This is a genomic window from Variovorax sp. GW821-FHT10C12 (assembly GCF_059415405.1).
Genome location: NZ_JBWKNE010000004.1, coordinates 235,246 through 261,610 on the forward strand (window position 1 = coordinate 235,246; position 26,365 = coordinate 261,610).

Here is a 26,365-nt window from a genome sequence, read left to right on the forward strand (position 1 = left end):
GCTTTCGCTGCGCCTTTGCATGATCGGCGCCAGCGTCGACAGGCTGGCATTGCGCACTGCCACCTGTCGCGCCTCCACGCAAGCGCCGCGTGCCGCGACGCTGATGCCCAGCGCCAGGCTGCAGAACGCAAGACAGCCCGCGCAGGTGTGCGCCAGTGCGCGCATCGCGGCCCGTGGTGTCAAGCGCCCCTCGACGGACACGGCAGGCGGGAGCGGCATCCGCAACACCGCTCAGCCTTCCGTGCGCGGCGGCACCAGCGCGCGGATGCGGGCAAGGCCCTCGGGCGTGCGCGGCCGCATCGGCCGCACGCCGCCCGCTGGCATGGGCCCCTTGCCGGGCGGCGGCGGGCGCTCGGTCACCGGGCGCGCGGCGGGGTCGACCACCAGCGTGAGCAGCGCGACATAGCGCCGGCCCTCCTCGCGCACCGCGCCCAGCACCGTGTCGCCGGCCCGCAGCGCGATGCCGTCGGCGCTGTTGAGCGTGTCGCGCAACCGCGCGCGCTGGTAGCTGGAGACCTGCGTGTAGAGGAACTCGCTGAGCGCATCGGGCAGGAAGAACTGCGTCGTGAGCACGGCGCGCTCGCGGTGGTGCACCTTGACGTGGATGTGCGTGGTGCGCCCCGCGTACCAGCCCGGGTAGAGCGTGGCGAACACGGCCTGGCCGTCGCGGTCGGTGCGCTGGCTGCCGCGCAGGAAGGCCTGGCCTTCGAAGCCGCGCGTGCGGTCGTCGCCCTGCCCGCCGAAGCCCGAGTAGTTGCCCTGCGCGTCGCAGTGCCACAGGTCGGTGCGCAGGCCGCGCAGCGGGCGCCCGGCGGCATCGCGCACGCGCAGGCGCACGTCGAGCGGCACGCCCTCGCGGCCGTCGGTCAGGTCGGTGCGGAAGTTCGCGAGGTCTAGGTAGTACGGGCCCTCGGTGGTCTGGGCGGTCAGCGGAAGCTTCTGCGCTGCTGCAACGGCCCCGGGTGCGGACGCGGCCAGGCCGGCCGTACCGATCGCGGCCAGCAGGCCCCGGCGCCCGATCGCTTCACCGGCCATGAGCGGCCTCCTTCCTGGCAGGCGCGCGCACGCCCGAAGCCCGGGCCTCGGCCCAGACCACGAGCAGCGTCCACACATGCGCGACGCCCCAGAACAGCGCCGCCAGCAGGAACAGCAGCAGGTCGGTGTCGGCGTCGCCCGGGGGCGTGGACGGCGGCGCCGCGTGCCCCGGCGGGGCCCAGGCGAGCGCGGCGGCGGCCAGTGCGCGGAAGGCGGAGGTGGGAGAGGCGCGGTGCGTGTCCGGTGTCATGACGGGCATCGTGCGATCCGAATCGGGAGAAATGTGGGAGAGGCGCGGGAGAGCGCGTCTCCCAGATTCCTCCCCAATCGGGCGCCATGATCCGCGGCTTGCCCATGCCATCCCCGCCCCCGAAACGCATGCCGCAGAATGCGGCCATGCCCCCGCCGCCGAGCCCATGCCGCGCCTGACCCTCTCCCGCAAGATCTTCCTGGCCCTGGCCGCCCTGCTGATCGTGCTGCTGCTGAGCTTCGTGGGCTTCTCGATCGTCGCGCTGCAGCGGGGCCTGGGCGCCTACGTGGCCGAGATCGAGATCCGCCGCATGGACTGGCTCTCGCAGCTCCTGCTGAAGCACTACACCGCCAACGGCGACTGGAAGAAACTGCGCGACAACGACGACGCCTGGCACCGCCTGCAGCTGGGCCAGTCGGCGATGGTGATCGACGGCGCCGCCACGCCCGACGACCGGCGGCTGCCGCCCTGGTACGAGCGCCGTGCGCCCGGCACACAGGGCGACGGCGCGCCGCCGGCAGAACCGTCCAGCGGGCTCTCGCCCACCGCCTCGCCCCCGCCACCACAGCTCGACCTGCTACCCCGCCGCTTCCTGATGCCGCCCCCGGGTTTCTTTCCCGGCCTGGCCGGCCCGCCCGACTCGATCTTTCGCCGCCTCGCCGTGCTCGATGCCCACGGCGCGCTCGTGGTCGGCGCGACCATCGACCCCGAGAACGCCGCGCGCCGGCCGATCCGCCACGGGCGCACCGTCGTCGGCTACCTCGCGCTCGCGCCGATGCAGGGCCTGGAGAGCGAGGCCGACCGCGCCTTTCTTGCCCGGCAGTCCGGCGTGATCGCGCTCACCGGGCTGTGCGGCCTGGCCTTTGCGCTCGTGCTGTCGTGGCTATTGGCGCGCCGCTGGTTCCAGCCGATCGACGCGCTCACGCAGGCCGCGCAAGATGTGGCGCGCGGGCGGCTCTCGACGCGCGTGGCGGTCCACGGCTCGGACGAGCTCGCGCTGCTGGGCAAGACCTTCAACGACATGGCGCAGCGCCTGGACACGGCCGAGGCCTCGCGCCGCGCCTGGCTGGCCGATGCGGCGCACGAACTGCGCACGCCGCTGGCGGCCATGCGCGCGGAGATCGAGGCGCTGCAGGACGGCGTGCGCAGCTTCGACGAACGCACCGCGCTGCGCATGCACCGGCAGGTGATCCGCCTCGGCCAGCTGGTCGACGACCTGCGCAGCAGCATGCGCGAGCCCCAGAGCGACCTGCTGAAGGCGCCGGTGTACCCGCTGTCGCTGCTGAAGGAGGCGCTCGACCACACGCGCGACCGCTTCACGCAGCGCAGCATCGCGCTCGACCGCGACGCCCTCGACCGCATCGCCGCCTCGGCCCAGCCGGTGATCGACGGCGATGCGCACCGGCTGCACCAGGTCTTCATGAACCTGCTGGAGAACACGCTGGCCTACACCGACGCCGGCGGCCAGCTGCGCATCGGCGTGAGCGTCGAAGGCGCATGGACCGGCCACTGCCTCACGCTGGTGTTCGACGACAGCGCACCGGGCGTGCCCGAGGAAGAGATTCCGCGCCTCTTCGACCGCCTGTTCCGCGGCGAGACCTCGCGCAGCCGCGCGCTGGGCGGCTCGGGCCTGGGCCTGTCGATCTGCCGCGCGACCATCGAGGCGCACGGCGGCAGCATCGAGGCGGCCCCCTCGCCGCTGGGCGGGCTGCGCATGACGATCACCCTTCCCCTAGCGGCTTCCGCATGACACGCATCGTGATCGTCGAGGACGAACTCGACATCGCCTCCGTGGTGCAGGACTACCTGCGCCACGCCGGCTACGACACCGAGCATTTCGCCGACGGGCAGAGCGCGCTCGAGCGCATCGTCGCCGCGCCGCCCGACCTCACGCTGCTCGACATCATGCTGCCGCGCCTCGATGGCATCGAGGTGCTGCGCCGCGCGCGCGAGCACACGGCGCACCCGATCATCATGCTCACCGCGCGCATCGAGGAGGTCGACCGCCTGCTCGGCCTGGAGCTGGGCGCCGACGACTACGTGTGCAAGCCCTTCTCGCCGCGCGAGCTGGTGGCGCGCGTGCGCGCCGTGCTGCGCCGCACCGCGCCGACCGTGGCCGTGGCGGCACCGGGCGATGCCCCGGGCCTGGTGCTCGACGACGTGCACTGGCGCGCCTCGCTCGACGGCACGCCGCTGAACCTCACGCGCCGCGAGTTCGGGCTGCTGCAGGTGCTGTCGCGGCACCCGGGCCGCATCTTCTCGCGCGCCCGGCTGCTGGAGCTGGCCTACGACGACACGGTGGACGTGACCGAGCGCGCCATCGACAGCCACGTGAAAAACCTGCGCCGCAAGCTCGGCGCGGTGACACCCGCGCACGACTGGATCCGCTCGGTGTACGGCGTCGGCTTTGCGTGGGAAGCGCCGGCCGACGCGGCGCATTGAACGCCCTGGTCCCTGGCGGAAGCGGCACTCAGCCGTTCCACGGCGGGCTTGCCACCACCGCCGACGTCGCGGGTCGCGACAAGCCCAGCGCCCCTTCCAGCATCCGCATGATCGTCTCGCGCGCCTGGTCGAAATCTTCCGGCTCCAGCGCCTGTTTGCCGAGCAGCATCCGCATCTGCCAGGCGAAGTCGGCGTAGGTCTGGGTCATGGCCCAGAGCGTGAAGAGCAGGTGCGGCACCGGCAGCGGGTCGATGTCGCCGCCCGCCATCCAGCGTTGCAGCACGGCCGCCTCGGCGCGAAAGGCGGGCACCAGCTTGGCTTGGATGTCGTCGGCGCACTGCGGGGCCTGCGAAATGATTTCCTGCGCGAACAGGCGCGAGCCCGAAGGGTGGTCGTAGGAAAACTTGAGCTTCTGCGTGACGTAGCGCTCCAGCGCCGCGTGCGGATCGAGGTCCGCATCGGCGAGGCTGTTCAGGTTCGACAGCCACGAATCGAGCACGTCGTTGAAGACGCGCCGGTACAGCGCCTTCTTCGAGGGAAAGTAATACAGCAGGCTCTGCTTGGACACGCCCGCGTCGGCCGCGATGTCGTCGACCGACACGCCGCCATAGCCGTGCAGCGCAAAGCGCTCCTGCGCCACCGCGAGGATGGCGCTCTCCAGGTTCTGGCGGCGCGCCTGGCGCTTCACCGCAGGGGGACGTGGCGCCACGCTCATGGGTGCCTGATCCGCGCCAGGAAGCGCACCAGCCGCTCGTCGCCGCACTGCGTGACGTTGAAGCGGAACCACGCGAAGGGCTGCGGCGTGGTGCAGAAGTCGGCAGCGGCGGTGAGCGGCAGGCCCTGCTTGCGGGCCTCCTGCAGCACCGCATCGCTCGACGGCCGCGGCTCGCTGCCGGCCGGCCAGCCGGCGCAGAGAAACGGCCCGCCATCGGGCACGCACAGTGCCTGCAGGCCCGCGCCGGTCAGCAGCGACAGGGTGCGCTCGCCGGCGATCTTCAAGGACGTGTTGAGCCGCTGCAGGAAGCGCGCATGGCCGGCATCGGCCAGCACTTCGCAGGCCACGCGTTCCTCGAACTCGCTCGGCCCAAGCGTGGTGTGCAGGCAGCGCAGCGCGGGGTCGTCGGTCCAGCGCTGCGGCAACAGCACGTGCGCGAGCCGCAGGCGGGCCGACAGGGTGGCCGAGACGCTGCCGACCTGGGCCACGCGCTGCAGGCCGTCCATGGCCGCCAGGCTGGGCGCCTGCAGCGGCGAGAGCCCGCGCCAGGCGTCCAGCTCGATGACGCGCAGGTCGTGCCGCTCGGCGGCCTGCAGCGCCTGGTGCGCGCCTTGCGGCGTCATGCACACGCCCAGCGGGTTGGACACGGCCGTCGACACGAACAGCAGCCGGCGCCGGCCCTCCACGGGCAGCAAGGCGGCCTGCTCATCGAGTGCGGCAATGTCGAGGCAGCCGCCGCGGCGCGGCACTTCCAGCGTGCGCCGGCCCAGCGTGTGGATCAGCCGGCGCAGCTGGCGCGACGCGGGCGACTCGATCATCACCGCATCGCCGGGCGCGGTCCACGCCTGCAACAGGCACATCGCGGCGCCGAGGCTGCCGGCGGCGGTCATCACCTGCTGCGGACCGAGTGCCGGCAGCTCGGTGCGATGGCGTGCGGCGATGCGCTCGCGCAGCCGCGCCAGTCCGAGCCCGGGCCTGGCGCCGTCGTCCCATTCGGGGGTCGCCCGGGCCACGCGGCGCATGGCCTCGCGCACCAGTTCGTCGCCGCGGTATTCGGCCGGTGGCGGCCTGTCGGGGTCCGCATGCGCCTCGGCCGCGGGCGCTGCCGCAACGTCCGGCGCGGGCGCCGGCCGGTGCAGCACGTAGTAGCCGCTGCCCGGCCGCGAAGCCAGCACCGAGCGCGCGCGCAAGGCGCTGTACGACTCGGTGACGGTGAAGGTACTGATGCCCAGCTTGCCGGCCAGCGCGCGCACCGAAGGCATCTTGGTGCCGGGCGCCAGGCGCCCGTCGATGACGCGCAGCTCGACGCCCACCACGAGGCGCTGCGCCAGCCCGAGGCCGGGTGCGGCCTCGTCCATGTCGCCCATCAGGCCCTGCATCCAACCGGCACCGGCCTGCGCCGGCTGGCGCAGCACCGACGCGTTGCTTGAACTCTGCATCACCGGGTCTCCTTCGACACACATGTGGCCCGCCTGGACAGGGTTTGCCCTCGGGAACTGTGCTGGGCAGTGCACCAAACAGCATGGTCGGCGGCGGCAAACACTTTCTCGTTCGCCGCGCCAACTGTGTATGGGCGGCACCCCTCGTTTGCTGAATCATCGCGACATTCGACCACTTGGTCAAACTTCATGAGGGCTCGATCTCTCATGTCGCACACGGTTACCCCACCACGACCTGGAGCTTGAAAGCCCATGAGCAGCACGATGAATCCCGTCGCGCCCAGCGCGCACATTGCCTCCGATGTGCGCGCCGGCCGTCTCGACCCCGCGCAGTACGCCAAGAACTTCTGCGATGCCCACCCGCCGCTGAACGTGGTGCAGGCCAACATCGAAGCCGAGCGCTGCTACTACTGCTTCGACGCGCCCTGCCAGACGGCCTGCCCCACGGGCATCGACATCCCGACCTTCATCCGCCGCATCGCCGACGGCAACCTGCGCGGCGCCGCGCGCACCATCCTCGAAGAGAACCCGCTGGGCGGCATGTGCGCCCGCGTGTGCCCGACCGAGGTGCTGTGCGAGCAGGCCTGCGTGCGCAACAGCAACGAGAGCAAGCCGGTCGAGATTGGCCTGCTGCAGCGCCACGCGACCGATGCCTTCTTCGACGCGCCCGGCGCACCGCTGTTCGTGCGCGCCGCCGACACCGGCAAGCGCGTGGCCGTCGTCGGCGCGGGCCCGGCCGGCCTGGCCTGCGCGCACCGCCTCGCGGTGCTGGGCCACCAGGTGACGCTGTTCGATGCGCGCCCCAAGCTCGGCGGCCTGAACGAATACGGACTGGCCAGCTACAAGACAGTGAACGACTTCGCCCAACGCGAGATCGAGTGGCTGCTGTCGGTGGGCGGCATCGAGGTGCGCAACAACCAGGCGCTGGGCCGCGAGCTGCACCTCGATGCACTCGCCAGCGAATACGACGCCGTGTTCCTCGGCCTGGGCCTGGCCGGCGTGAACACGCTGGGCCTGGGCGAGCAGACCGGCGTGCGCGATGCGGTGGACTTCATCGCCGAACTGCGCCAGGCCGCCTCGCCGGCCGACGTGGCCATCGGCCGCCACGTGGTGGTGATCGGCGGCGGCATGACCGCCGTGGATGCGGCCGTGCAGTCGCGCAAGCTCGGCGCGGAAGACGTGAGCATCGTCTACCGGCGCGGCGCCGAGGCCATGGGCGCTTCGGTCGACGAGCAGAGCTGGGCCAAGGAGAACGGCGTGCGCATCATCCACTGGGCCGCGCCCAAGGCCCTGCGCGCCAAGGGCGGCGTGCTGCGCGGCATCGACTTCGCGCGCACCGCGCTGGTCGACGGCAAGCTGGTCGAGACCGGCGAAGCGCTCGCACTGCAGGCCGACATGGTGCTGTGCGCCATCGGCCAGAGCTTTGTCGCGACGGCGCTGGAAGACAGCGGCGTGCAGCTGCAGGGCGGGCGCATCAGCACCGATGCGGAATGCCGCAGCTCGCTCCCGAAGGTCTGGGCCGGCGGCGACGCGCGCTTCGGCGGGCGCGACCTCACGGTCGAGGCGGTGGAAGACGGCAAGCAGGCCGCGCTGTCCATCGACCGCCACCTGCGCGCTGCGTGACGCGACAGCGCCCGCTCTTCCTTTCTCACCTCTCATCCGAGCGCGCCGCGGCGCGACAGGAGCAATTCACATGGCAGACCTGAGCATCGACTTCGTGGGCATCCGCAGCCCCAACCCTTTCTGGCTGGCCTCGGCGCCGCCGACCGACAAGGAGATCAACGTGGTCCGCGCCTTCGAGGCCGGCTGGGGCGGCGTGGTCTGGAAGACCGTGGGCGAAGACCCGAACGTGGTCAATGTGCACGGCCCGCGCTATGCCGTGTCGTATGCGGCCGACCGCCGCGTGACGGGCTTCAACAACATCGAGCTGATCTCCGACCGGCCGCTGCGCACCAACCTCGAAGAGATGGCGCGCGTCAAGCGCAACTGGCCCGACCGCGCGCTGGTGGCGTCGATCATGGTGCCGTGCACCGAAGAGGCCTGGAAGAACATCCTGCCGATGGTGGAAGACACCGGCTGCGACGGCATCGAGCTGAACTTCGGCTGCCCGCACGGCATGAGCGAACGCGGCATGGGCGCGGCCGTGGGCCAGGTGCCCGAGTACATCCAGATGGTGGCCGAGTGGTGCAAGCACTATTCGAAGCTGCCGGTGATCGTGAAGCTCACGCCCAACGTGGCCGACATCCGGCCCGCCGCGCGCGCGGCCAAGAAAGGCGGCGCCGATGCGGTGAGCCTCATCAACACCATCAACTCGATCATGGGCGTCGACCTCGATGCCATGGCGATGTTTCCGCACACCGACGGCAAGGGCTCGCACGGCGGCTACTGCGGCCCCGGCGCCAAGCCGATCGCGCTGCACATGGTGGCCGAGATCGCACGCGACCCGCAGACCGCCGGCCTGCCCATCTCGGGCATCGGCGGCGTCTCGACCTGGCGCGACGCGGCGGAGTTCATCGCACTGGGCAGCGGCTCGGTGCAGGTGTGCACCGCCGCGATGGTCTACGGCTTCAAGATCGTGCAGGACCTGTGCGACGGCCTCTCGAACTTCATGGACCAGAAGGGCTACGCCAACCTGGAGCAGTTGCGCGGCCGTGCGGTCGGCAGCATCACCGACTGGCAGCAGCTCAATCTGAACCACGTCGACAAGGCCGTGATCCACCAGGACCTGTGCATCCAGTGCGGCCGCTGCCACGTGGTGTGCGAAGACACCTCGCACCAGGCCATCAGCGCCACCAAGGACGGCATGCGCTTCTTCGAGGTGAAGGAAGAAGAGTGCGTGGGCTGCAACCTGTGCGTGTCGATCTGCCCGGTGCCCGGCGCGCTGTCGATGCGCACGCTGAAGGCCGGCGAGACGGACGCGCGCACCGGCCACCCGGTGGTCGGCCACTACGCCAACTGGACCACGCACCCCAACAACCCGATGCGCACCGGCAGCCCTGCCTGAGCGCATGCATGAATGACGAAGCCTGGCGCAGACCGGGCGGCGGCAGGAGGGGAACGACAACACGGCAAAAAACACGACACACGTGCAGGAGACAACCCACATGACGACCCCACAGCACGGCGGCGCACCCGCCGCAAACCTCTGGAACGAGGACCTGGCGCCCACCACGCTGGCGCAGCGAACGTGGCGCTGGTACCACTTCGCCGCGCTCTGGGTGGGCATGGTGATGTGCATCCCCGCCTACATGCTGGCGGCCAGCCTGATCGAGGGCGGCATGTCGTGGGGGCAGGCGGTGCTGACCGTGTTCCTCGGCAACGCCATCGTGCTGGTGCCGATGCTGCTCATCGGCCACGCCGGCGCGAAGTACGGCATTCCCTACGCGGTGATGGCGCGTGCCTCGTTCGGCACGCGCGGAGCGCGGCTCCCCGCATTGCTGCGCGCCATCGTGGCCTGCGGCTGGTACGGCATCCAGACCTGGTTCGGCGGCCAGATGATCTACACGCTGGTCGGTGTGCTCATGGGCCAGCCGCTGGGCGGCGACAAGCTGCCGATGCTCGGCATCAACGGCGCGCAACTCGTGTGCTTTTTGATCTTCTGGGCCATACAGCTCTACTTCGTGGTGCATGGCATCGAGTCGATCCGCAGGCTCGAAACCTACACCGCGCCGCTCAAGATCATCGTGTGCGTCGCGCTGCTCTACTGGGCCGTGCAACGCGCGGGCGGCCTGGGCCCGATCTTCGACCAGCCTTCGCAGTTCGAGGCCGGCGGCAAGAAGGCCGGCATGTTCTGGGCGGTGTTCTGGCCGTCGCTCACGGCCATGGTGGGTTTCTGGGCCACGCTGGCGCTGAACATTCCCGACTTCACGCGCTTCTCGCGTTCGCAGCGCGACCAAGTGGTGGGCCAGGTCATCGGGCTGCCCGCGCCGATGGGCCTGCTCGCGATGATGGCGGTGATGGTCACCTCGGCCACCGTGGTCATCTACGGCAAGGCGCTGTGGGACCCGGTGGACCTGGCCAGCCGCATGACCGGCGCCGCGGTGCTGATCGCGCTCATCATCCTGCTGATCGACACGGTGAGCGTGAACCTGGCGGCCAACCTGGTGGGCCCGGCCTACGACTTCTCGGCCCTCAACCCGAAGAAGATCTCGTACCGCACGGGCGGCTACATCACCGCCGGCATCGCCATCGTGATGATGCCGTGGAAGGTGCTGGAGACCACGCAGGGCTACATCTTCACCTGGCTCATCGGCTACTCGGCGCTGCTCGGGCCGGTGGCCGGCATCCTGATTTCCGACTACTACCTCATCCGCCGCAAGGAGCTGGACGTCGATGCGCTCTACCGCGAGACCGGCGCCTACAGCTACGGCAACGGCTGGAACATGGCGGCCATCGTCGCTTTCATCGTCGGCGTGCTGCCGAACATTCCCGGCTTCCTCAACGCCGCCTTTCCGTCGGCCGTGCCGTCGATGCCCGAGTTCTTCAAGACGATCTACACCTACGCCTGGTTCGTCGGCGTGGTGCTGTCGGCCGTGGTCTACATGGGGCTGATGAAGGCGCGTGCGCCACAGCTTCAGGGCATGACGCCACCCCTCAAGAACCCCAGCTGAAGCAAGAAAGAAAAGGAACCCACGCCATGACCGTTCTCATTCGCGGTGGCACGGTGGTCAACGCCGATGCCGAGCACCGTGCCGACGTGCTCTGCCAGGGGGACAAGATCCTCCAGGTCGGCACCGACCTGCAGGTGCCGGCGGGCGCCGAGGTGATCGACGCCGGGGGCGCCTACGTCATGCCCGGCGGCATCGACCCGCACACCCACATGCAGCTGCCCTTCATGGGCACCGTGGCAGCCGACGACTTCTTCAGCGGCACGGCGGCCGGCCTGGCCGGCGGCACCACCAGCATCATCGACTTCGTGATTCCCGATCCGCAGCAGTCGCTGATGGACGCCTTTCGCATGTGGCGCGGCTGGGCCGAAAAATCCGCCGGCGACTACAGCTTTCACGTGGCCGTGACCTGGTGGAACGACAGCGTGCACAAGGACATGGGCACGCTGGTGCACGAGCACGGCGTGAACAGCTTCAAGCACTTCATGGCCTACAAGAACGCGATCATGGCCGACGACGAGATCCTGGTGAAGAGCTTCCAGCGCTCGCTGGAGCTCGGCGCCATGCCGACGGTGCATGCGGAAAACGGCGAGCTGGTCGCGATGCTGCAGCAGCAGTTGTTGGCACAGGGCATCCGCGGGCCCGAGGGCCATCCGCTGTCGCGCCCGCCGATGGTCGAGGCCGAGGCCGCCAACCGCGCCATCGCCATCGCCGACGTGCTGGGTGTGCCGATCTACGTGGTACACGTGTCGTGCGGCGAGGCACTCGACGCCATCGCCCGTGCCCGCGCACGCGGCCAGCGCGTGTACGGCGAGGTGCTGGCCGGCCACCTCGTGGTCGACGAGAGCGCCTACCGCGACCCCGACTTCGCGCGCGCCGCCGCCCACGTGATGAGCCCGCCCTTCCGCTCGCGCGAGAACCAGGCCATGCTGTGGCGCGGCCTGCAGGGCGGCAACCTGCACACCACGGCCACCGACCATTGCACCTTCTGCGCCGAGCAGAAAGCGGCCGGCCGCAACGACTTCACGAAGATTCCCAACGGCTGCGGCGGCGTCGAAGAGCGCATGGCCGTGCTGTGGGACGCGGGCGTCAACGCCGGCCGGCTCACGCCCTCGGAGTTCGTGCGCGTCACCTCGACCACCGCAGCGCAGCTGTTCAACCTGTACCCGCGCAAGGGCGTGATCCAGGCCGGGGCCGACGCCGACATCGTGGTGTGGGACCCGAAGGCGACCAAGACGCTGTCGGTGAAGACGCAGCACTCCAAGAGCGACTTCAACATCTTCGAAGGCCGCCAAGTGACGGGTGTGCCCAGGCACACCGTGAGCGCAGGCCGCTGGGTCTGGCGCGACGGCGACCTGCGCGCCGAGCCTGGCACCGGCCGCTACCTCAAGCGCCCGCCCTTCGCGCCGATGTTCACCGCACTCGAACGTTTCAAGCAGCAGCACGCGCCCACGGCCGTGGCGCGCTGAACCCCCAAGGAGTCATACATGAATGCAGCAGTGGACACGCAGGTGCTGACGATCAACGGCGAGCGCCTGTGGAACTCGCTGATGGAACTGGCGCGCATCGGCGCCACCCCCAAGGGCGGCGTCAAGCGGCTGGCGCTGACCGACCTCGACAAGCAGGGCCGCGACCTCGTGGTGTCGTGGGGCAAGGCGGCCGGTCTGAGCATCACGGTCGACAAGATCGGCAACGTCTTCATGCGCCGTGAAGGCAGCAACCCCGCGCTGCCGCCCATCGTGTCGGGCAGCCACATCGACACGCAGCCCACCGGCGGCAAGTTCGACGGCAACTACGGCGTGCTGTCGGCGCTGGAAGTGGTGCGCACGCTGAACGACCAGGGCATCCGCACCGAGGCGCCCATCGAGGTCGCGTTCTGGACCAACGAGGAAGGCTCGCGCTTCGTGCCGGTGATGATGGGCTCGGGCGTCTTCTGCGGCGCCTTCAGCCTGGAGCACGCCTACGCCGCGAAAGACACGGAGGGCAAGACGGTGCGCGAAGAGCTGGCGCGCATCGGCTACATCGGCGACCAGACGCCGGGCGACCACCCCATCGGCGCCTACTTCGAGGCGCACATCGAACAGGGGCCGGTGCTGGAAGATGCGGACAAGGTCATCGGCGTGGTGCCGGCGGTGCTCGGCCTCTCGTGGTACGACTGCGTCGTCACCGGCATGGAGGCGCATGCGGGCCCCACGCCGATGCACCTGCGCCGCGACGCGCTGCAGGTGGCGACGCGGATCATGCAGGAGGTGGTGGCCATCGGGCTGCGCTACCCACCCTACGGGCGCGGCACGGTCGGCATGGTGCAGGTGCACCCGAACAGCCGCAACGTGATTCCTGGCGAGGTGAAGTTCTCGGTCGACCTGCGCAACGTGAGCGGCGAACTGCTCGACCGCATGCACGGCGAGATCCTCGCCTGCGTCGAGCGCACGGGGCGCGAAACCGGGTTGGGCGTGACGATCGAGCGCGTGTCGTACTTTCCGCCCTGCCCGTTTCACCCCGATTGCGTGGATGCGGTGCGGCGCGCGACCGAACGGCTCGGCTACTCGACCATGGACGTGGTGTCGGGCGCGGGCCACGACGCGATCTATGCCGCGCGGCTGGCACCGGCCGGCATGATCTTCGTGCCCTGCAAGGACGGCATCAGCCACAACGAGATCGAGGACGCGCAGCCCGGCCACCTGACGGCCGGCTGCAACGTACTTCTGCACGCCATGCTCGAACGGGCGAAGCGCGTCGACTGACGCCCTCGCGGCTGCGGCGCTGCCGTTACTGGTACGCCGCCAGCTCCTGCTTGGCGATCGCGTTGCGGTGCACCTCGTCCGGGCCGTCGGCCACGCGCAGGTGCCGCTCGTAGGCGTAGAAGTGCGTGAGCAGCGTGTCCTGGCTCAGGCCCATGGCGCCGAAGGCCTGCATGGCCCAGTCGATCACCTTCACGCAGTTGTTGGGCGTGAGCACCTTGATCATCGCGATCTCTTTCGCCGCGACCTTGTTGCCCACGGTGTCCATGCGGTAGGCCGCGTTCAGCACCATCCAGCGCGACTGCTCGATCAGCATGCGCGACTCGGCAATGCGCTCGCGCCACACGCCCTGCTCCGACAGCGGCTTGTGGAAGGCCACGCGCGACACGAGGCGCTGGCACATCATCTCCAGCGCGGCCTCGGCCATGCCGATGGCGCGCATGCAGTGGTGGATGCGTCCGGGGCCGAGGCGGCCTTGCGCGATCTCGAAGCCACGGCCCTCGCCCAGCAGGATGTTCTCGACCGGCACGCGCACGTTGTCGAACACGATCTCGGGATGGCCGAAGGGCGGGTCGTACATGCCCAGCAGCTGCATGTCGCGCACGATGGTGATGCCGGGCGTGTTCTTGGGCACGAGCACCATCGACTGCTGCTTGTGGCGGTCGGCGTTGTCGGGGTCGGTCTTGCCCATCAGCACGAAGATTTCGCAGCGCTCGTTCATGGCGCCGGTGATGTACCACTTGCGCCCGTTGATCACGTATTCGTCGCCCTCGCGGCGGATGCTGCAGCGGATGTTGGTGGCGTCGCTGGAGGCCACCTCGGGCTCGGTCATGGCGAACGACGAGCGGATCTCGCCGGCCAGCAGCGGCGTGAGCCAGCGCTCCTGCTGCGCCTTGGTGCCGTAGCGCGCCAGCACTTCCATGTTGCCGGTGTCGGGCGCGGAGCAGTTGAAGATTTCCGCGCACCAGTAGCGCCGGCCCATGATCTCGCACAGCGGCGCGTACTCGACGTTGCTCAGGCCCGGGCCGTGTTCCGACTCGGGCAGGAACAGGTTCCACAGGCCGCGCTCGCGCGCCTTGGCCTTCAGGCCGGCCATCATCGGCAGCTCGGCGTAGGGCCGGCCGGTGCGGGCGTTGGCGGCCAGCTCTTCCTCGCGGCGCTTCTCGTTCGGGTAGACGTGCTCGTCCATGAACTTGAGCAGCTCGGCGCGCAGCGCGAGCACCCGGGGCGTGAATTCGAATTGCATGTCGTCTCGTCCTTCTTCCAATGTGCGGTCGAAGATACGTCGCGATGCGGATCGGGACGGTCGTTCGCGCGACAGCACGAACGCCGCCCCTGCGCGGATCAACGTGGGGTGGGCAATGCCGTTGCGAGCGCGGCCAGCGCCGCCACCACCTTCTGCACCGACTGCGCGGCGCGCGCGTCCTTCAGCGTGCCGTCGGCATCGAAGGCCTCGTTCGCGCGCCCGAGCGCGAACTGCTGCGGCGCCACCAGCATGGCGAAGGCCATCTGCAGGTACTGTCGCAGGAAGTTCATCGAGCGCAGCGCACCCAGCGGCCCGGGTGAAGCCGACAGCAACGCGGCCGGCTTGTTGGCCGTGGCGGCCAGCCCGCCCGCATGGCCCTCGCCCGGCGGAATGCGCGAGAGCCAGCTGAAGGCGTTGATGACCAGCGGCGTGGGGAAGCCGTTGTACTCGGGCGTGACAATCAGCACGCCGTCGCTCGCCGCGATGGCGCTGCGCAGTTCGTGCGCGCCGGCCGGCACGCCCGAGGCGGCCTCGAGGTCGCCGTCGTACACGGGCAGCGCCAGCGCGCGCAGGTCCATCTCCGTCACCTGCAGGCCCGCCGCGCGCGCGGTGGCCGCGGCCACGGCCGCCAGCCGGCGGTTGAGCGAGCCGTCGCGGGCGCTGCCGGGAATGATCAGGATGCGGGGACTGTCCATGCGAGGCTCCTTGCCGTGCGTTGAAAGAAGGAAAGCCGCGCCACACGTTTCGCGTGCGGCGCGGCGTTCGTCAGTGTCGCATCGAGGCGATCAGCTGCGCTGCGAATCCAGCTGCTCGCTGTTCGTCACCACCTCCTGTGCCTTCATGTAGCTCTCGATCAGCAGCTGGTAAGGCGGGAACACGGCGCTGTAGGCCTCGGCCCATTGCGCGGCATCGTCGCGGTGCCAGGTCTTCTGCACTTCGGAGCACACGCCCGCGGTGTCGATCGGCACCACGCCGGCCTGCACCACGCGCGCCAGCGTGATCTCCTGCGCCATCTTCGAGTAGGTGCCCGAGGCGTCGATCACCGCGAACACGCGGTAGCCCTCATGCACCGCCGCGATGCTCGGGAAGGCCATGCACACGCTGGTGATGGTGCCGGCAATGATCAGCGTGCCGCGCCCGGTGGCCTTCACTGCCGCCACGAACTCGGGGTTGTCCCAGGCGTTGATCTCGCCCTTGCGCGCCACGTACTGCGCATGCGGCGCGTACTTGTGCACTTCGGGAATCAGCGGCCCGTTCGGGCCCTGCGGCACCGAGGCGGTGGTGATGACCGGGATCTTCGCCAGCGTCGCGACCTTGGCCAGCGTGGTGACGTTGGAACGCAGCTCGGTCATCGGCATGTCCTTCACGGTCTGGAACAGGCCGCTCTGGTGGTCGATGAGCAGCATCACGGCGTCATCCGGGTCGATGACGGGCTTGGCGCCGTTGAAGTTGGCGACGGTGTTCGGCGTGGTCATGGGGTGCTCACTTTCCTTGGGTCAGCTGCGTGTAGCTGGTGATGAGGTTGCGGTAGTCGGGGATGTGGTTGGAGAACAGCGTGCCCAGCCCCTCGATGTCGTTGCGCCAGTCGCGGTGCAACTCGCAGGCCACGCCGAACCACGACATCAGCTGCGCGCCGGCGGCCGACATGCGGTCCCACGCGGCCTGGCGCGTCACGTCATTGAAGGTGCCCGACGCGTCGGTGACGACGAACACGTCGAAGCCCTCGGCCAGCGCCGACAGCGCCGGGAAGGCCACGCAGACCTCGGTGACCACGCCGGCGATCAGCAGTTGCTTCTTGCCCGTGGCCTTGACGGCCTTGACGAAGTCCTCGTTGTCCCAGGCGTTGATCTGACCGGGGCGCGGGATGTAGGGCGCGTCGGGGAACTGGGCCTTCAGCTCGGGCACGAGCGGGCCGTTGGGGCCGTTCTCGAAGCTGGTGGTCAGCACCGTGGGCAGCTTGAAGTAGCTGGCGATGTCGGCCAGGGCCAGCACGTTGTTCTTGAACTTGTCGGGGTCGATGTCGCGCACCAGCGAGAGCAGGCCGGTCTGGTGGTCGACCAGCAGCACGGCGACATCGTTCTTGTCGAGACGGGTGTAAGGCTTGGACATGAGAGGCTTCCTTTGTGAGGTTGAATGCCGGGGAAAAATGGCCCCCGATGCATGTCCGTCAGCGTAAAAGCGCCCCCGAAAGTCCGGTAGTCGGCGAAATTCGCCTGCAGCGTTCCACCCGATGGACGATGACAACACCCGTGCGCGCTGGTCGGATGAATTCGCGCCCGCCGGAGCCGATCCCTCGCGGCGGGTAAAATACCCCTACATGTCCCGCTGGTTTGCCGCTACCGTCCTCGCTTTCATGCTGTCCTGCTACGGCTTCGCCGTGCTCGCGCACGGGCTCGTCGGCGGCAACCATGTGACGTCGACGGGTGACCGCCAGACCGTCGCGACGCTCGCCGTCGCACTGGCCGATGGCGGTAACAGCGAGTCCGGCAACACGTCTTCGTCAGAAGACCCGTCCGCCATGGACGAAGCCGGCTCCGAGCACGCCGAACTGCTCGACGCCCGCCCCCACGCGCGCAACCTGCTGGTGCTGTCCGCGCAACCGCCGCGGCTGGGCTCCACCTCGGTGCTCTCGCCGCTGCTCGACCGGCCCAAGCGGCCACCCCGGCCCCACGCCCTTCTCGCCGCCTGAGGCCGCGCGGCGGCGAGCGAACGCCTGAGGACCGATCCGGTCCGGGCGTTTGCGCTCACCCATCCGGCCCGTCGCCGTTTTTGCGCGACGCACCTGCCCCTTCTTTTTCAGCCGTCTGACGGCCCTGCCGCACGTGTCATGCGATCCGTCCGGCCCTCTCTCTTTTTCAGGATTTTTTGATGAACTCCAGCCCATCGGCCTACCCCTCCAGCTTCGGCGCACCGTTGGCCTCGGTCCAGGAACGCAACCGCGTTCTGCGCAACACCTACTGGCTGCTCGCGCTGTCGATGGTGCCCACCGTGCTGGGCGCCTGGCTCGGCGTGGCCACCGGCCTCACGCGCGCCATGTCGCCGGGCATCGGCATCATGGTGTTCCTCGGCGGCGCCTTCGGCTTCATGTACGCCATCGAGAAGACCAAGAACTCCGCCGCCGGCGTGCCCGTGCTGCTGGCCTTCACCTTCTTCATGGGCCTGATGCTGTCGCGCCTGGTCGGCAGCGTGCTCGGCCTGTCCAACGGCGCCAGCCTGGTGATGACCGCCTTCGCCGGCACCGGCGGCATCTTCCTGGGCATGGCCATGCTCTCGACGGTCATCAAGCGCGACATCTCGGCCATGGGCAAGTGGCTCTTCGTGGGCGCCATCGGCCTGCTGGTGGTGGGCATCGCCAACGTCTTCATCCAGTCGAGCGCACTGATGATGACGCTGTCGGTCGCCGCCATCGGCATCTTCTCGGCCTTCATCCTGCACGACCTGAAGCGCGTGAAGGACGGCCTGGAAACCAACTACATCTCGGCCACGCTGGGCGTGTACCTGAGCCTCTACAACGTGTTCCAGTCGCTGCTGGCCCTGCTGGGCATCGCCGGCGGCCGGGACGAGTAAGCGCGCCAGAACGACAAGACAAGGAAGGAAAGCACCATGCGCCTCACCACCAAGGGCCGCTTCGCGGTCACCGCGATGATCGACATCGCCCTGCACGGCCGCTCGGGCCCCGTCACGCTGGCCTCGATCAGCCTGCGCCAGCAGGTCTCGCTCTCGTACCTGGAACTGCTGTTCGCCAAGCTGCGCCGCAACGGGCTGGTCGAATCCACCCGCGGCCCCGGCGGCGGCTACTCGCTCAGCCGCAAGGCCACGGAGATCACGGTGGCCGACATCGTGCTCACCATCGAAGACCTGGGCGCCAGCAAGATCCGCCCGCGCGCCGCCGGCTCGGCCGACGAACCCGGCCGCTGCGAGATCGACGACCTGTGGGCCTCCGTGAACCTGCGCGCCGTCGAGTTCCTGCGCTCGATCTCGCTGCAAAGCCTGGTCGACGAACAGAAGGCCAAGGGCGTGCAGCCCGCCACCAGCGCGGCCGCGCGCCGCACCACGGCCATCGTCGGCTCGCCGGTGCGCAAGCCCTTCGTGGTCGACGCGCCGAACTCGGTGTTCGCACTGGGACGGCGCCACAGCACGAGCAGCTGATACCCGGCACGCGCGGGCGGCACGGCCTTGAATGTGCCGCCCGCGCGGACTAGACTGCAATGGCAAGGGCACCCGCGGTGCCGGGGGCCAAGGAGCCTGCCATGTACAAGCGTGTTCTCGTCGCCACCGACGGCTCTTCGCTGTCGGACAAGGCGGTGGCCGCGGCCATCGACCTCGCGTTGCTGACCGGCGCCGAGCTGGTGAGCGTCAACGTCGCGCACATCCAGCCCTATGGCTATTTCGAAGGCTCGATGCTGCTGAACCAGACGGACTTCGAAGCCAACCAGAAACACGTCGAGCAGGCGGCCCAGCGCGTGGCCGATGCGGTGCGCGACACCGCCCTGGCCAAGGGCGTGCGCCGCGCCGACGCGGTGGTCATGAAGTCGAACCAGGTGGCCGAAGCCATCATCCACGCCGCCAAGAACCAGGACTGCGACCTGATCGTGATGGCCTCGCACGGGCGCCGCAGCCTGGCCCGGCTGCTGCTGGGCAGCGAGACGCTGCACGTGCTGACGCACTCGCACATTCCGGTGCTGGTGCTGCGCTGAACTGAACGAATGAGGCACCGCGCACGCGGTGCGCGGGGTTATCTCGTCGCTGCGGACTCGACGGTCTCGACGACCGTGCGACCGGCCGGGGGGCACGACGGCCCGGCATCGCGGCCGAAGCAGCGCGCGGCCTGCGTGCGCGCCTGGGCTTCCTGCGCGTGGCGCGCTTCGGCGGCCCCGACCTGGTAGTCGAGCAGCCACTTCATCAGCAACACCATCGCGATCACCAGCCCCAGCGCCACGCCCAGCAGGGTCGTGCGCCAGTTGCGCGGGCGCGCCGCCGACGGCGCGCGGGCCGGGGGGCTGCTCTCCATCGCGGTGAAGCCCGCAAGGCTGCGGGACGCACCACCGTCATGGATGCGGCGGCGGGGTGGTTCGGGGGTCGCGGAACGCGCGGACACCGAGGTCTGCGCGCGCTTCACGCGCGGCGCATGGGCAGTGTCCGAAGGCAGGTGGCGGGCAGGCATGACGGGGGCGATTATGAACGCCTTGCGCCCCCGGTCCGTGCGTCAGGCACCGACGCCGAACGCCGCGTGGTACCGCACCTCGCCAACCGGCCACGCGCTGTGGAACGACACGGCCTGAAAGTATTCCGGCGGAACGCCCGGCAACACCAGCCCGGGCCGCACGACGAAGCCGAAGCGGCCATAGAAGGCCGGGTCGCCCAGCAGCACGCAGCCCTGCGCGCCAGCGTCGCGCAGGCCCGCCAGCGCCGCGTCCATCAGCCGCCGGCCGAAGCCCTGCCCCTGGCGCGCGGGCGCCACCGAGATCGGGCCCAGGCCATGCCAGCCAGTCGTATCGTCCGAGATCGCCACGGGCGACAGCGCCACATGGCCGACGATCTCGCCGCCTTCCTCGACCACGAGCGACAGCGTGAGCTGGCCGGCCGCGCGCAAGGCGTCGACGATGAGGTGCTCGGTGCCGTCGGCATGCGGGGCCTCGGCAAACGCCGCCACCGTCAGTTGCCGGATGGCGGCCTCGTCGCCCGGTTGCTCGGGGCGAACCACCGGCCCCGCCTCCGTCCGCCGCGCGGCCTCCACCTTCTTCTGCGTGTCGGCATCCACTAGCGCCCGCATGGCGCGAAACAGCGGCCGGCTGCCGGTGTGCTTCTGGCCGTAGCCGAGGTTGAATTTGTAGTCGAAGTCCGGCGGGTTTGCGCCCTGGTTGTGCTGCAGCAGGGTCTCGAGCTTGTCGAGCGCCTTCACCGCCTGCGCTTCGGGCGTCTCGGCCTTTTCGTACTCGTCCCACAGCGCCAGGATGCCGGCGCGCAGCGGCGCGTCGAGCGTGCGCGTGAGCACCTGCAGGTCTTCGCGCTCCTGCGCGCTCTTGTCGGGATGCGCGCCCTGTTCGATGGCGGGAATGTCGCCATGGATCGCCTCGCCCAGGTCGTGCACCACGCACATCTTCAGCACCTTGAGCAGGTCCAGGTCGGCCAGTTCGTCCTCGAAGGCCATGGCCATCAGGCACAGGCGCCAGCTGTGCTCGGCCGTGCTCTCGGTGCGGCCCGAAGCGGTGTGCGCGCTGCGCAGCACGCTCTTGAGGCGCTCGGCCTCGCGAAGGAAGTCCAGCCTTCCCCTGATCTGATCGATGTCCATCTCGCGGTCTCGTTCGTCCTGAATGTGTCAGGCCGAGCCTAAGCGATCCGCAGGCACACCGTTGTTACAGCGCCGGCCCCAGTCCGATCGGCGCGGGCACCGCGTTGACGATGCGCGTGAAGAGCGACGCATACACCTCGTCGGGCGCGGGGTGGTTGGAGAACAGGTCGCGGTTCTCGCCGAAGGCCGCGTCGAGCTCGCGCCAGTCGTCGGCACTGAGCACGCGCTCGGCCAGCGGCAGGATCTCGCGTTCCTCGTGCGCCATGTGGTCCAGGTAGAAGCTCACGTACTCGTTCATCGCCTGCTCGAAGGCCAGGCGGCGCGGCTCGCCGAGCATCTCGAAGGCGAGCAGCGCGTGCTCGACATGGCGGATCTTGCGCTCGCCCCAGGCGTGGTCGTTGTCCAGCTTGTCCATCAGGTCGCGCGAGATCGGCGTGCACGCGCGCAGCCGGGGAAAGAGCAGCTCGGTCTCCTTCGGGTGGTGGCGCTTCTCGGGAAACTCGTCCACGTAGAACAGCATCGCGCGCAACGTCGCGAAGTCGGGCATCGTGCCCTTGCGGCGGTGCTGATCGAGCAGCATCACGATGGAACGCAGCATGGCCGCCAGCGCGGCGTGCTCCTGGCGAATGATCCGGACGGCGGCATGTGTCATGGAGGGTCTCCTTCTTTCGAAGGCCCCAAGGGTCGCAAGCCTGACGCGGCCCAAGCTTGTTCCAGATCAAGGCCCGTGCATGCAGCCGGGCACAGACTGGCATGGCATCTCCTGTCTTTTTCTTCAACGCACCCTGGAGGTTCCACACCATGTACCAACGCATCCTGGTTCCCGTCGACGGCAGTTCCACCTCCGCCGAAGGCCTGGCCGAAGCCATCCGCCTGGCCAAGCTCACCGGTGGCCGCCTGCGCATCGTCCACATCCTCGACGAGCTCTCGTTCGCGCTCGGCATGGACGTCTACGCCGGCCATTCGGGCGACTGGCTCGGGGCGCTGCGCGCCAACGCCGTGACGCTGCTCGAGAAGGCGCGCGCCCAGGCGCAGGACGCGGGCGTCGAGGCCGAAGTCGTGCTGCGCGACGGCTTCAAGGCCGGCGCGGTCCACGACCAGGTGGTGACCGAAGCCATCGCCTCGAAGGCCGACCTGATCGTGCTCGGCACGCACGGGCGGCGCGGCCTGAGCCGCTGGGCCATGGGCAGCAGCGCCGAACACATCCTGCGCATGGCGCCCGTGCCGGTGCTGCTGATCCGCGCGCCCGAAGCCGCAGCCAAGGTGGAGTCCGAGCGCTTCAGCCTGCCGGACGGGCAGGTCGCGAACCAGTGAGTCTTCCGACGCGCGAACGCTGAAAAGCGCTGGCCGGTTTTCCACCGGCCAGCGCTTTTTCTCTTTCGAAGCCTCTCAGGCGTAGGAACGCAGCCGCACCGCAAAGGCCGCCAGCGGCGCGATGCCGCTGGCTTCGGCGCGCTCGCACCAGTCCTGCAGCCGCTTCACGAGCTGTTCGCCGGTGGCGCCCGAGCGGCTCCACAGCGCGGTCAGCTCACGCCGCATGGCGTACATCGTTTCCAGTGCCTGCGAAGCCACCAGCGCTTGCGTGAGCTGCGCATGGCGCGTGGCGTCGAGCGCCTTTTCTTCCTTGCCGAGCCAGGGCCGCGCGGCGCGCAAGGCACGTGCCTTGTTCGGCGCGAGCGCATGCACCCGCGCCAGCTCTTCGGTGCAAGCCTGCTTCAGCGAGCGCGAGTAGTTCGACAGCACGTCGTAGTGGTGCCGGATCACCGCCTGCACCGTGAGCAGGTCGACGGTGGCGCGCGGCGTGGTGAGGCGCGGCTTCGGCGCGAGGTGCTTCACCTTCGCCAGCCCCAGCGCCTGCAGCGCGCGGATGTAGACCCAGCCGATGTCGAACTCGAACCACTTGTTCGAGAGCTTCGCCGAGGTCGGGAACGCATGGTGGTTGTTGTGCAGCTCTTCGCCACCGATCAAGAGGCCGATGGGAAAGATGTTCGTGCTCGCGTCCGACGCGGGCCAGTTGCGGTAGCCCCAGAAGTGGCCGATGCCGTTGACCACGCCGGCGGCCCAGAACGGAATCCATGCGATCTGCACGAGCAGCACCAGCGCGCCCGGCAGCACGCCGAACAGCGTCATGTCGATCAGGCCCATGCAGGTGATGCCCAGCGTCTGGTAGCGCGTGTACAGCCGGCGCTCGAGCCAGTCGTCGGGCGTGCCGTGGCCGTAGCGGCTGAGCGTCTCGGGGTTGCGCGCCTCGGCCACGTACAGCAGCACGCCGCCCCACAGCACGCGCTTCAGGCCCACCACCTGCGGGCTGTGCGGGTCCTCGGGCGTGTCGCACTTGGCGTGGTGCTTGCGGTGCACCGCGGCCCATTGCTTGGTGACCATGCCCGTGGTCATCCAGAGCCAGAAGCGGAAGAAGTGGCTGGCGATGGGGTGCAGGTCGAGCGCGCGGTGCGCCTGGTGGCGGTGCAGGAAGATGGTGACCGAGGCGATGGTGACGTGCGTCAGCGCCAGCGCGGCCAACAGCACGCCCCACCACGGGAGATCGAGCGCGCCCGAGAAAAGAAAAGATGCCATTCGTTCGTACCTTCTGGACCCTGTGGACAACGGGCGCGATTCTCGGAAGCGCCCCGCCCGCATGCCTTGCGCCAGATCAACAGCGGGCGCTGCGGCTGCCAGCGCCGCGCCTTGCGTGCTACGCTTCCCGGCTCCCAGCGCCCTTCCCCGTGGCGCCGGCGTTTTTTCTCCCAGCCCCCGCATGACTTCTGCCCCCCACATCGCGGTGCTCGACGACGAGGTCGACATCACGCTGCTGCTGGCCAACTACCTCCAGGGCCACGGCTACCGCGTCACCCAGATCCACGACGGCGCGGCGCTGCGCTCGCTCATGGCTACCGACCCGGCCGACCTCGTGCTGCTGGACCTCGGCCTGCCCGGCGAAGACGGCTTTTCCATCGCCCGCCACATGCGCGAGAACTGGCGCTGCGGCCTCGTGATCGTCACCGGCCGCGGCGACCCGGTGGACAAGGTGGTGGGCCTCGAAGTGGGCGCCGACGACTACGTGACCAAGCCCTTCGACCTGCGCGAGTTGGCGGCGCGCGTCAAGGCCGTGCTGCGGCGCCTGACGCCCGACGCGTCGGCAGCCGCCGCCGCCCCCACGCCGCCCGAGCGCCTGCGCTTCGCCGGCTGGCGCCTGGACACCGCCGCGCGCAGCCTCAGCAACGCGCAGGGCGAGGCCGTGGCGCTGACCACCGGCGAGTTCGACCTGCTGTGCGCCTTCGCGCGGCACCCGGGCCGCGTGCTCTCGCGCGACTTCCTGCTCGAACAGACGCGCGGGCGCGAAGCCGCCCCCTTCGACCGCACGATCGACGTGCAGGTCGGCCGGCTGCGCAAGAAGATCGAGGCCAACGCCGACGATCCGCAGCTCATCAAGTCGGTGCGCGGCGCGGGCTACATCCTGGTGCCGCCGGTCACCCATGGCTGACGGCAGCGCACCCTCGATTCCCGGCCTGCCCTCGGGCGTCGAGGAAGGCAGCGTGTTCCGCTCGCTGTTCGCCGCGTATCCCGATTCGCTGCTGGTGGTCGACCAGTCGGGCCGCATCGTGCTGGCCAACCCCTCGGCCGCCGCCATGCTCGGCTACGCGGCCGACGAGCTCGTGGGCCTGAGCGTGGAAGCGCTGGTGCCCGACAGCATCCGCCCGCGCCACGCGGCGTTTCGCGAAGCCTACGGCCGCGCGCCGCGCCCGCGCCCGATGGGCACCGACATGGAGCTGGTAGCCAAGCGCAAGGACGGCAGCGAGGTGATGGTCGAGATCGCGCTGAGCCCGCTGCAGAACCAGGGCCTGCCCTTCGTGGTGGCGGCGATCCGCGACATCGGCGCCTACCCGCGCGTGAAGCAGGCGCTGCAGCGCGCGCGCTACAGCGAACACCTGGCGCAGCTGGGCCGGCTGGCGGTCGACACGCGCGACCTGCAGGTGGTGCTGGCGCAGGTGCCCGAGATCGTCGCGACCGCATTGCAGGTCGAGGTGGCGATGGTGTGGCTGCTCGACGGCAGCCAGCGCGAGTTTCGCCTGGCCAGCGGCGTGGGCCTGGTCGCCGACGAGAGCGTCGGCCTGCGCATCGCCAACCGGCCCGACACGCAACCCGGCTACGTGCTCTCGCAAGGCTGCCCCGTCGTGGTGACCGACTACCGCGAAGAGCGCCGCTTCACCGTGCCACCCGCCTACCTCGAGGCCGGGCTGGTCAGCGCGCTGGCCGTGCCGCTGTCCGACCGGGGCCGCGTGACCGGCATGCTATCGGTGCGCGCCACGGCCGCGCGGCGCTTCGGCGACGAGGAGATCCGCTTTCTCGAATCGGTGGCCAGCCTGCTGGCCACCAGCCTGCAGCGCGTGCAGACCGAAGAGGCACTGAACCACGCACAGCGCCTGGAGAGCGTGGGCCAGCTCACCGGCGGCATCGCGCACGACTTCAACAACCTGCTCACCATCATCCAGGGCAACCTGCAGGTGCTCGAAGAACTGCCGCAGCTCGCGGCCGACGGCTATGCGCAGCAGCTCGTGGCCGCCGCCGCGCGCGCCAGCCGGCGCGGCGCCGAACTCACGGGCAAGCTGCTGGCCTTCTCGCGGCGCCAGATGCTGCAGCCCGACGCGGTCGACGTGCGGCAGATGCTGCACTCGCTCACCGACATGCTGCGCCGCACGCTCGACCAGCGCATCCAGATCGAGATCGACGCCGACGACCCCTGCCCCGCCGTGCGCGCCGACCCGGGCCAGCTCGAATCGGCGCTGCTGAACATCGCCATCAACGCGCGCGACGCCATGCCCGAGGGCGGGCGCCTGCACTTTCGCGCCGAGGCCTGCGACGCCCTGCCCGCCACCGTGCGCCAGGAACTGAGCGACGCCGACGCCGGCCGCCGCTTCGTCGCGCTCTCCATCGCCGACAGCGGCACCGGCATGACCGACGCGGTCATGGAGCACCTCTTCGAGCCCTTCTTCACCACCAAGGAAGCCGGGCGCGGCACCGGCCTGGGCCTGAGCACGGTGTACGGCTTCGTGAAGCAGTCGCGCGGCGCCATCGCCATCGACAGCAAGCTCAACGCCGGCACCACCGTGACGCTTTACCTGCCGCAGGTCGAGGCCGAGGCGGCGAGTGCTGCAGCACCTGCCGATGAAGACCCCATCGAGATCGAAGCTGAAGCCACGCTGGCACCGGGCCTGCGCGTGATGCTGGTCGAAGACGACGCCGAGGTGCGCCAGGTGGTCCACACCTTCCTGACCACGCTGGGCTGCGAGGTCGCGACCGCCGCCAATGCGGAGCAAGCCCTGCCCGCGATGGCCGCCGAGGCCACGCCCTTCGACCTGCTGCTGAGCGACATCGCGCTCGGCCCCGGCATGCGCGGCACGCGGCTGGCCGCCGAGGCGGTGCAACGCCAACCGCGGCTCGCGGTGCTGCTGATGTCGGGGTTCTCGGCGGAGCTGCTTGACGCCGACCGCGAAGCGCCCCCGGGCTGGGAGCTGCTGCGCAAACCGTATTCGCGCAGCGAGCTCGCACGCGCGATGGCGCGGGCGCTGCTGGCCGCGCGCGAGTGAGCGAAACCTCCTC

Annotated in this window: 26 protein-coding genes and 1 pseudogene; 14 read left to right on the forward strand and 13 right to left on the reverse strand. The window is 69.8% G+C overall.

The features are described 5' to 3' along the window. Positions 1 to 231: 231 nt before the first annotated feature. Together AC07OH_RS20460 and AC07OH_RS20465 are read right to left on the reverse strand one after the other, a co-directional pair. Positions 232 to 1,035, reverse strand: coding sequence for a dioxygenase family protein (locus AC07OH_RS20460; protein ID WP_495301922.1), 804 nt, complete (start codon positions 1,033 to 1,035; stop codon positions 232 to 234). Next, entirely contained in the window at positions 1,025 to 1,285 is a 261-nt protein-coding gene (locus AC07OH_RS20465; RefSeq protein WP_495301923.1) for a hypothetical protein, read from the reverse strand. The genes AC07OH_RS20460 and AC07OH_RS20465 overlap by 11 nt, the downstream gene beginning before the upstream one ends. A 166-nt stretch (positions 1,286 to 1,451) precedes the next feature. Between AC07OH_RS20465 and AC07OH_RS20470 the strand changes: the two genes are divergently transcribed. Next, a complete protein-coding gene (locus AC07OH_RS20470; protein ID WP_495301924.1) occupies positions 1,452 to 3,035 on the forward strand; it encodes an ATP-binding protein in 1,584 nt (527 codons plus the stop codon). Continuing rightward, the gene (locus AC07OH_RS20475; protein ID WP_495301925.1) at positions 3,032 to 3,727 is read left to right on the forward strand and encodes a response regulator; all 696 of its coding nucleotides are present in this window, start codon (positions 3,032 to 3,034) and stop codon (positions 3,725 to 3,727) included. Before AC07OH_RS20470 ends, AC07OH_RS20475 begins: the two co-directional genes overlap by 4 nt. A gap of 28 nt (positions 3,728 to 3,755) precedes the next feature. Here the strand turns inward: AC07OH_RS20475 and AC07OH_RS20480 are convergent, their stop codons facing one another. Both AC07OH_RS20480 and AC07OH_RS20485 read right to left on the reverse strand, forming a co-directional pair. Then, positions 3,756 to 4,442 carry a TetR family transcriptional regulator C-terminal domain-containing protein gene (locus tag AC07OH_RS20480; protein ID WP_492681772.1) on the reverse strand — a complete coding sequence of 229 codons (687 nt, stop codon included), beginning with the start codon at positions 4,440 to 4,442 and terminating at the stop codon, positions 3,756 to 3,758. After that, complete coding sequence (locus AC07OH_RS20485) at positions 4,439 to 5,881, reverse strand: aminotransferase-like domain-containing protein (RefSeq protein ID WP_495301926.1); 1,443 nt, start codon at positions 5,879 to 5,881, stop codon at positions 4,439 to 4,441. The genes AC07OH_RS20480 and AC07OH_RS20485 overlap by 4 nt, the downstream gene beginning before the upstream one ends. 252 nt (positions 5,882 to 6,133) lie before the next feature. On the opposite strand from AC07OH_RS20485, the gene AC07OH_RS20490 reads away from it, so the two are divergent. The 5 genes from AC07OH_RS20490 to AC07OH_RS20510 all read left to right on the forward strand — a co-directional run bounded on the left by AC07OH_RS20490 (position 6,134) and on the right by AC07OH_RS20510 (position 13,232). Then, complete coding sequence (locus tag AC07OH_RS20490) at positions 6,134 to 7,504, forward strand: NAD(P)-dependent oxidoreductase (protein WP_495301927.1); 1,371 nt, start codon at positions 6,134 to 6,136, stop codon at positions 7,502 to 7,504. Between the two features lie 70 nt (positions 7,505 to 7,574). Further along, positions 7,575 to 8,885, forward strand: coding sequence for an NAD-dependent dihydropyrimidine dehydrogenase subunit PreA (gene preA, locus AC07OH_RS20495; RefSeq protein ID WP_495301928.1), 1,311 nt, complete (start codon positions 7,575 to 7,577; stop codon positions 8,883 to 8,885). Between the two features lie 100 nt (positions 8,886 to 8,985). Further along, positions 8,986 to 10,491, forward strand: coding sequence for an NCS1 family nucleobase:cation symporter-1 (locus tag AC07OH_RS20500; RefSeq protein ID WP_495301929.1), 1,506 nt, complete (start codon positions 8,986 to 8,988; stop codon positions 10,489 to 10,491). A gap of 26 nt (positions 10,492 to 10,517) precedes the next feature. Then, positions 10,518 to 11,957, forward strand: coding sequence for a dihydropyrimidinase (gene hydA, locus AC07OH_RS20505; protein WP_495301930.1), 1,440 nt, complete (start codon positions 10,518 to 10,520; stop codon positions 11,955 to 11,957). 18 nt (positions 11,958 to 11,975) lie between these two features. Further along, entirely contained in the window at positions 11,976 to 13,232 is a 1,257-nt protein-coding gene (locus AC07OH_RS20510) for a Zn-dependent hydrolase (RefSeq protein WP_495301931.1), read from the forward strand. 25 nt (positions 13,233 to 13,257) lie between these two features. Here the strand turns inward: AC07OH_RS20510 and AC07OH_RS20515 are convergent, their stop codons facing one another. The 4 genes from AC07OH_RS20515 to ycaC form a co-directional block, all read right to left on the reverse strand. Then, on the reverse strand, positions 13,258 to 14,475 hold the full coding sequence (locus AC07OH_RS20515; protein ID WP_495301932.1) for an acyl-CoA dehydrogenase family protein: 1,218 nt from the start codon (positions 14,473 to 14,475) through the stop codon (positions 13,258 to 13,260). Between the two features lie 98 nt (positions 14,476 to 14,573). After that, complete coding sequence (locus AC07OH_RS20520) at positions 14,574 to 15,170, reverse strand: NADPH-dependent FMN reductase (protein WP_495301933.1); 597 nt, start codon at positions 15,168 to 15,170, stop codon at positions 14,574 to 14,576. Positions 15,171 to 15,260: 90 nt separating this feature from the next. Continuing rightward, positions 15,261 to 15,950, reverse strand: a complete 690-nt coding sequence (locus AC07OH_RS20525) for an isochorismatase family protein (protein ID WP_369645980.1) — start codon at positions 15,948 to 15,950, stop codon at positions 15,261 to 15,263. A 7-nt stretch (positions 15,951 to 15,957) separates the two neighbouring features. Beyond that, positions 15,958 to 16,584 carry an isochorismate family cysteine hydrolase YcaC gene (ycaC, locus tag AC07OH_RS20530; RefSeq protein ID WP_062479957.1) on the reverse strand — a complete coding sequence of 209 codons (627 nt, stop codon included), beginning with the start codon at positions 16,582 to 16,584 and terminating at the stop codon, positions 15,958 to 15,960. 121 nt (positions 16,585 to 16,705) lie between these two features. On the opposite strand from ycaC, the gene AC07OH_RS20535 reads away from it, so the two are divergent. The 4 genes from AC07OH_RS20535 (at position 16,706) to AC07OH_RS20550 (ending at position 19,172) form a co-directional block, all read left to right on the forward strand. Next, positions 16,706 to 17,164 carry a hypothetical protein gene (locus AC07OH_RS20535; protein WP_495301934.1) on the forward strand — a complete coding sequence of 153 codons (459 nt, stop codon included), beginning with the start codon at positions 16,706 to 16,708 and terminating at the stop codon, positions 17,162 to 17,164. Positions 17,165 to 17,343: 179 nt separating this feature from the next. Beyond that, positions 17,344 to 18,042 carry a Bax inhibitor-1/YccA family protein gene (locus tag AC07OH_RS20540; protein WP_192193370.1) on the forward strand — a complete coding sequence of 233 codons (699 nt, stop codon included), beginning with the start codon at positions 17,344 to 17,346 and terminating at the stop codon, positions 18,040 to 18,042. Positions 18,043 to 18,078: 36 nt separating this feature from the next. Then, positions 18,079 to 18,624, forward strand: a complete 546-nt coding sequence (locus AC07OH_RS20545; RefSeq protein WP_495301935.1) for an Rrf2 family transcriptional regulator — start codon at positions 18,079 to 18,081, stop codon at positions 18,622 to 18,624. Positions 18,625 to 18,725: 101 nt separating this feature from the next. Next, on the forward strand, positions 18,726 to 19,172 hold the full coding sequence (locus AC07OH_RS20550; protein WP_062479963.1) for a universal stress protein: 447 nt from the start codon (positions 18,726 to 18,728) through the stop codon (positions 19,170 to 19,172). 38 nt (positions 19,173 to 19,210) lie between these two features. On the opposite strand, the gene AC07OH_RS20555 is transcribed toward AC07OH_RS20550, so the two are convergent. The 4 genes and pseudogenes from AC07OH_RS20555 to AC07OH_RS20570 all read right to left on the reverse strand — a co-directional run bounded on the left by AC07OH_RS20555 (position 19,211) and on the right by AC07OH_RS20570 (position 21,419). Continuing rightward, positions 19,211 to 19,639: a hypothetical protein gene (locus AC07OH_RS20555; RefSeq protein ID WP_495301936.1), complete on the reverse strand. Its 429-nt coding sequence runs from the start codon at positions 19,637 to 19,639 to the stop codon at positions 19,211 to 19,213. 42 nt (positions 19,640 to 19,681) lie between these two features. Next, entirely contained in the window at positions 19,682 to 20,179 is a 498-nt protein-coding gene (locus AC07OH_RS20560; protein ID WP_495302035.1) for a GNAT family N-acetyltransferase, read from the reverse strand. 21 nt (positions 20,180 to 20,200) lie between these two features. Beyond that, positions 20,201 to 20,767, reverse strand: a pseudogene (locus tag AC07OH_RS20565) (HD domain-containing protein); the annotation flags it as partial. Positions 20,768 to 20,831: 64 nt separating this feature from the next. After that, positions 20,832 to 21,419, reverse strand: coding sequence for a hemerythrin domain-containing protein (locus AC07OH_RS20570; protein WP_062479967.1), 588 nt, complete (start codon positions 21,417 to 21,419; stop codon positions 20,832 to 20,834). A 149-nt stretch (positions 21,420 to 21,568) separates the two neighbouring features. On the opposite strand from AC07OH_RS20570, the gene AC07OH_RS20575 reads away from it, so the two are divergent. Continuing rightward, positions 21,569 to 22,081 (forward strand): universal stress protein, encoded by a 513-nt coding sequence (locus AC07OH_RS20575; protein WP_495301937.1) that lies wholly within the window; start codon positions 21,569 to 21,571, stop codon positions 22,079 to 22,081. Positions 22,082 to 22,156: 75 nt separating this feature from the next. On the opposite strand, the gene AC07OH_RS20580 is transcribed toward AC07OH_RS20575, so the two are convergent. Then, positions 22,157 to 23,341 carry a DesA family fatty acid desaturase gene (locus tag AC07OH_RS20580; RefSeq protein ID WP_495301938.1) on the reverse strand — a complete coding sequence of 395 codons (1,185 nt, stop codon included), beginning with the start codon at positions 23,339 to 23,341 and terminating at the stop codon, positions 22,157 to 22,159. 181 nt (positions 23,342 to 23,522) lie between these two features. On the opposite strand from AC07OH_RS20580, the gene AC07OH_RS20585 reads away from it, so the two are divergent. Both AC07OH_RS20585 and AC07OH_RS20590 read left to right on the forward strand, forming a co-directional pair. Then, positions 23,523 to 24,248, forward strand: a complete 726-nt coding sequence (locus AC07OH_RS20585; RefSeq protein ID WP_495301939.1) for a winged helix-turn-helix domain-containing protein — start codon at positions 23,523 to 23,525, stop codon at positions 24,246 to 24,248. Further along, positions 24,241 to 26,352 (forward strand): PAS domain S-box protein, encoded by a 2,112-nt coding sequence (locus AC07OH_RS20590; RefSeq protein WP_495301940.1) that lies wholly within the window; start codon positions 24,241 to 24,243, stop codon positions 26,350 to 26,352. The genes AC07OH_RS20585 and AC07OH_RS20590 overlap by 8 nt, the downstream gene beginning before the upstream one ends. Positions 26,353 to 26,365: the final 13 nt, after the last annotated feature.

What these genes read in the sequence shown, in the direction of transcription:
- AC07OH_RS20460 (WP_495301922.1), bottom strand. Translation starts at nt 1,035, where the DNA reads ATGGCCGGTGAAGCGATCGGGCGCCGGGGCCTGCTGGCCGCGATCGGT.
- AC07OH_RS20465 (WP_495301923.1), bottom strand. Translation starts at nt 1,285, where the DNA reads ATGACACCGGACACGCACCGCGCCTCTCCCACCTCCGCCTTCCGCGCA.
- AC07OH_RS20470 (WP_495301924.1), top strand. Translation starts at nt 1,452, where the DNA reads ATGCCGCGCCTGACCCTCTCCCGCAAGATCTTCCTGGCCCTGGCCGCC.
- AC07OH_RS20475 (WP_495301925.1), top strand. Translation starts at nt 3,032, where the DNA reads ATGACACGCATCGTGATCGTCGAGGACGAACTCGACATCGCCTCCGTG.
- AC07OH_RS20480 (WP_492681772.1), bottom strand. Translation starts at nt 4,442, where the DNA reads ATGAGCGTGGCGCCACGTCCCCCTGCGGTGAAGCGCCAGGCGCGCCGC.
- AC07OH_RS20485 (WP_495301926.1), bottom strand. Translation starts at nt 5,881, where the DNA reads ATGCAGAGTTCAAGCAACGCGTCGGTGCTGCGCCAGCCGGCGCAGGCC.
- AC07OH_RS20490 (WP_495301927.1), top strand. Translation starts at nt 6,134, where the DNA reads ATGAGCAGCACGATGAATCCCGTCGCGCCCAGCGCGCACATTGCCTCC.
- preA (WP_495301928.1), top strand. Translation starts at nt 7,575, where the DNA reads ATGGCAGACCTGAGCATCGACTTCGTGGGCATCCGCAGCCCCAACCCT.
- AC07OH_RS20500 (WP_495301929.1), top strand. Translation starts at nt 8,986, where the DNA reads ATGACGACCCCACAGCACGGCGGCGCACCCGCCGCAAACCTCTGGAAC.
- hydA (WP_495301930.1), top strand. Translation starts at nt 10,518, where the DNA reads ATGACCGTTCTCATTCGCGGTGGCACGGTGGTCAACGCCGATGCCGAG.
- AC07OH_RS20510 (WP_495301931.1), top strand. Translation starts at nt 11,976, where the DNA reads ATGAATGCAGCAGTGGACACGCAGGTGCTGACGATCAACGGCGAGCGC.
- AC07OH_RS20515 (WP_495301932.1), bottom strand. Translation starts at nt 14,475, where the DNA reads ATGCAATTCGAATTCACGCCCCGGGTGCTCGCGCTGCGCGCCGAGCTG.
- AC07OH_RS20520 (WP_495301933.1), bottom strand. Translation starts at nt 15,170, where the DNA reads ATGGACAGTCCCCGCATCCTGATCATTCCCGGCAGCGCCCGCGACGGC.
- AC07OH_RS20525 (WP_369645980.1), bottom strand. Translation starts at nt 15,950, where the DNA reads ATGACCACGCCGAACACCGTCGCCAACTTCAACGGCGCCAAGCCCGTC.
- ycaC (WP_062479957.1), bottom strand. Translation starts at nt 16,584, where the DNA reads ATGTCCAAGCCTTACACCCGTCTCGACAAGAACGATGTCGCCGTGCTG.
- AC07OH_RS20535 (WP_495301934.1), top strand. Translation starts at nt 16,706, where the DNA reads ATGGACGATGACAACACCCGTGCGCGCTGGTCGGATGAATTCGCGCCC.
- AC07OH_RS20540 (WP_192193370.1), top strand. Translation starts at nt 17,344, where the DNA reads ATGAACTCCAGCCCATCGGCCTACCCCTCCAGCTTCGGCGCACCGTTG.
- AC07OH_RS20545 (WP_495301935.1), top strand. Translation starts at nt 18,079, where the DNA reads ATGCGCCTCACCACCAAGGGCCGCTTCGCGGTCACCGCGATGATCGAC.
- AC07OH_RS20550 (WP_062479963.1), top strand. Translation starts at nt 18,726, where the DNA reads ATGTACAAGCGTGTTCTCGTCGCCACCGACGGCTCTTCGCTGTCGGAC.
- AC07OH_RS20555 (WP_495301936.1), bottom strand. Translation starts at nt 19,639, where the DNA reads ATGCCTGCCCGCCACCTGCCTTCGGACACTGCCCATGCGCCGCGCGTG.
- AC07OH_RS20570 (WP_062479967.1), bottom strand. Translation starts at nt 21,419, where the DNA reads ATGACACATGCCGCCGTCCGGATCATTCGCCAGGAGCACGCCGCGCTG.
- AC07OH_RS20575 (WP_495301937.1), top strand. Translation starts at nt 21,569, where the DNA reads ATGTACCAACGCATCCTGGTTCCCGTCGACGGCAGTTCCACCTCCGCC.
- AC07OH_RS20580 (WP_495301938.1), bottom strand. Translation starts at nt 23,341, where the DNA reads ATGGCATCTTTTCTTTTCTCGGGCGCGCTCGATCTCCCGTGGTGGGGC.
- AC07OH_RS20585 (WP_495301939.1), top strand. Translation starts at nt 23,523, where the DNA reads ATGACTTCTGCCCCCCACATCGCGGTGCTCGACGACGAGGTCGACATC.
- AC07OH_RS20590 (WP_495301940.1), top strand. Translation starts at nt 24,241, where the DNA reads ATGGCTGACGGCAGCGCACCCTCGATTCCCGGCCTGCCCTCGGGCGTC.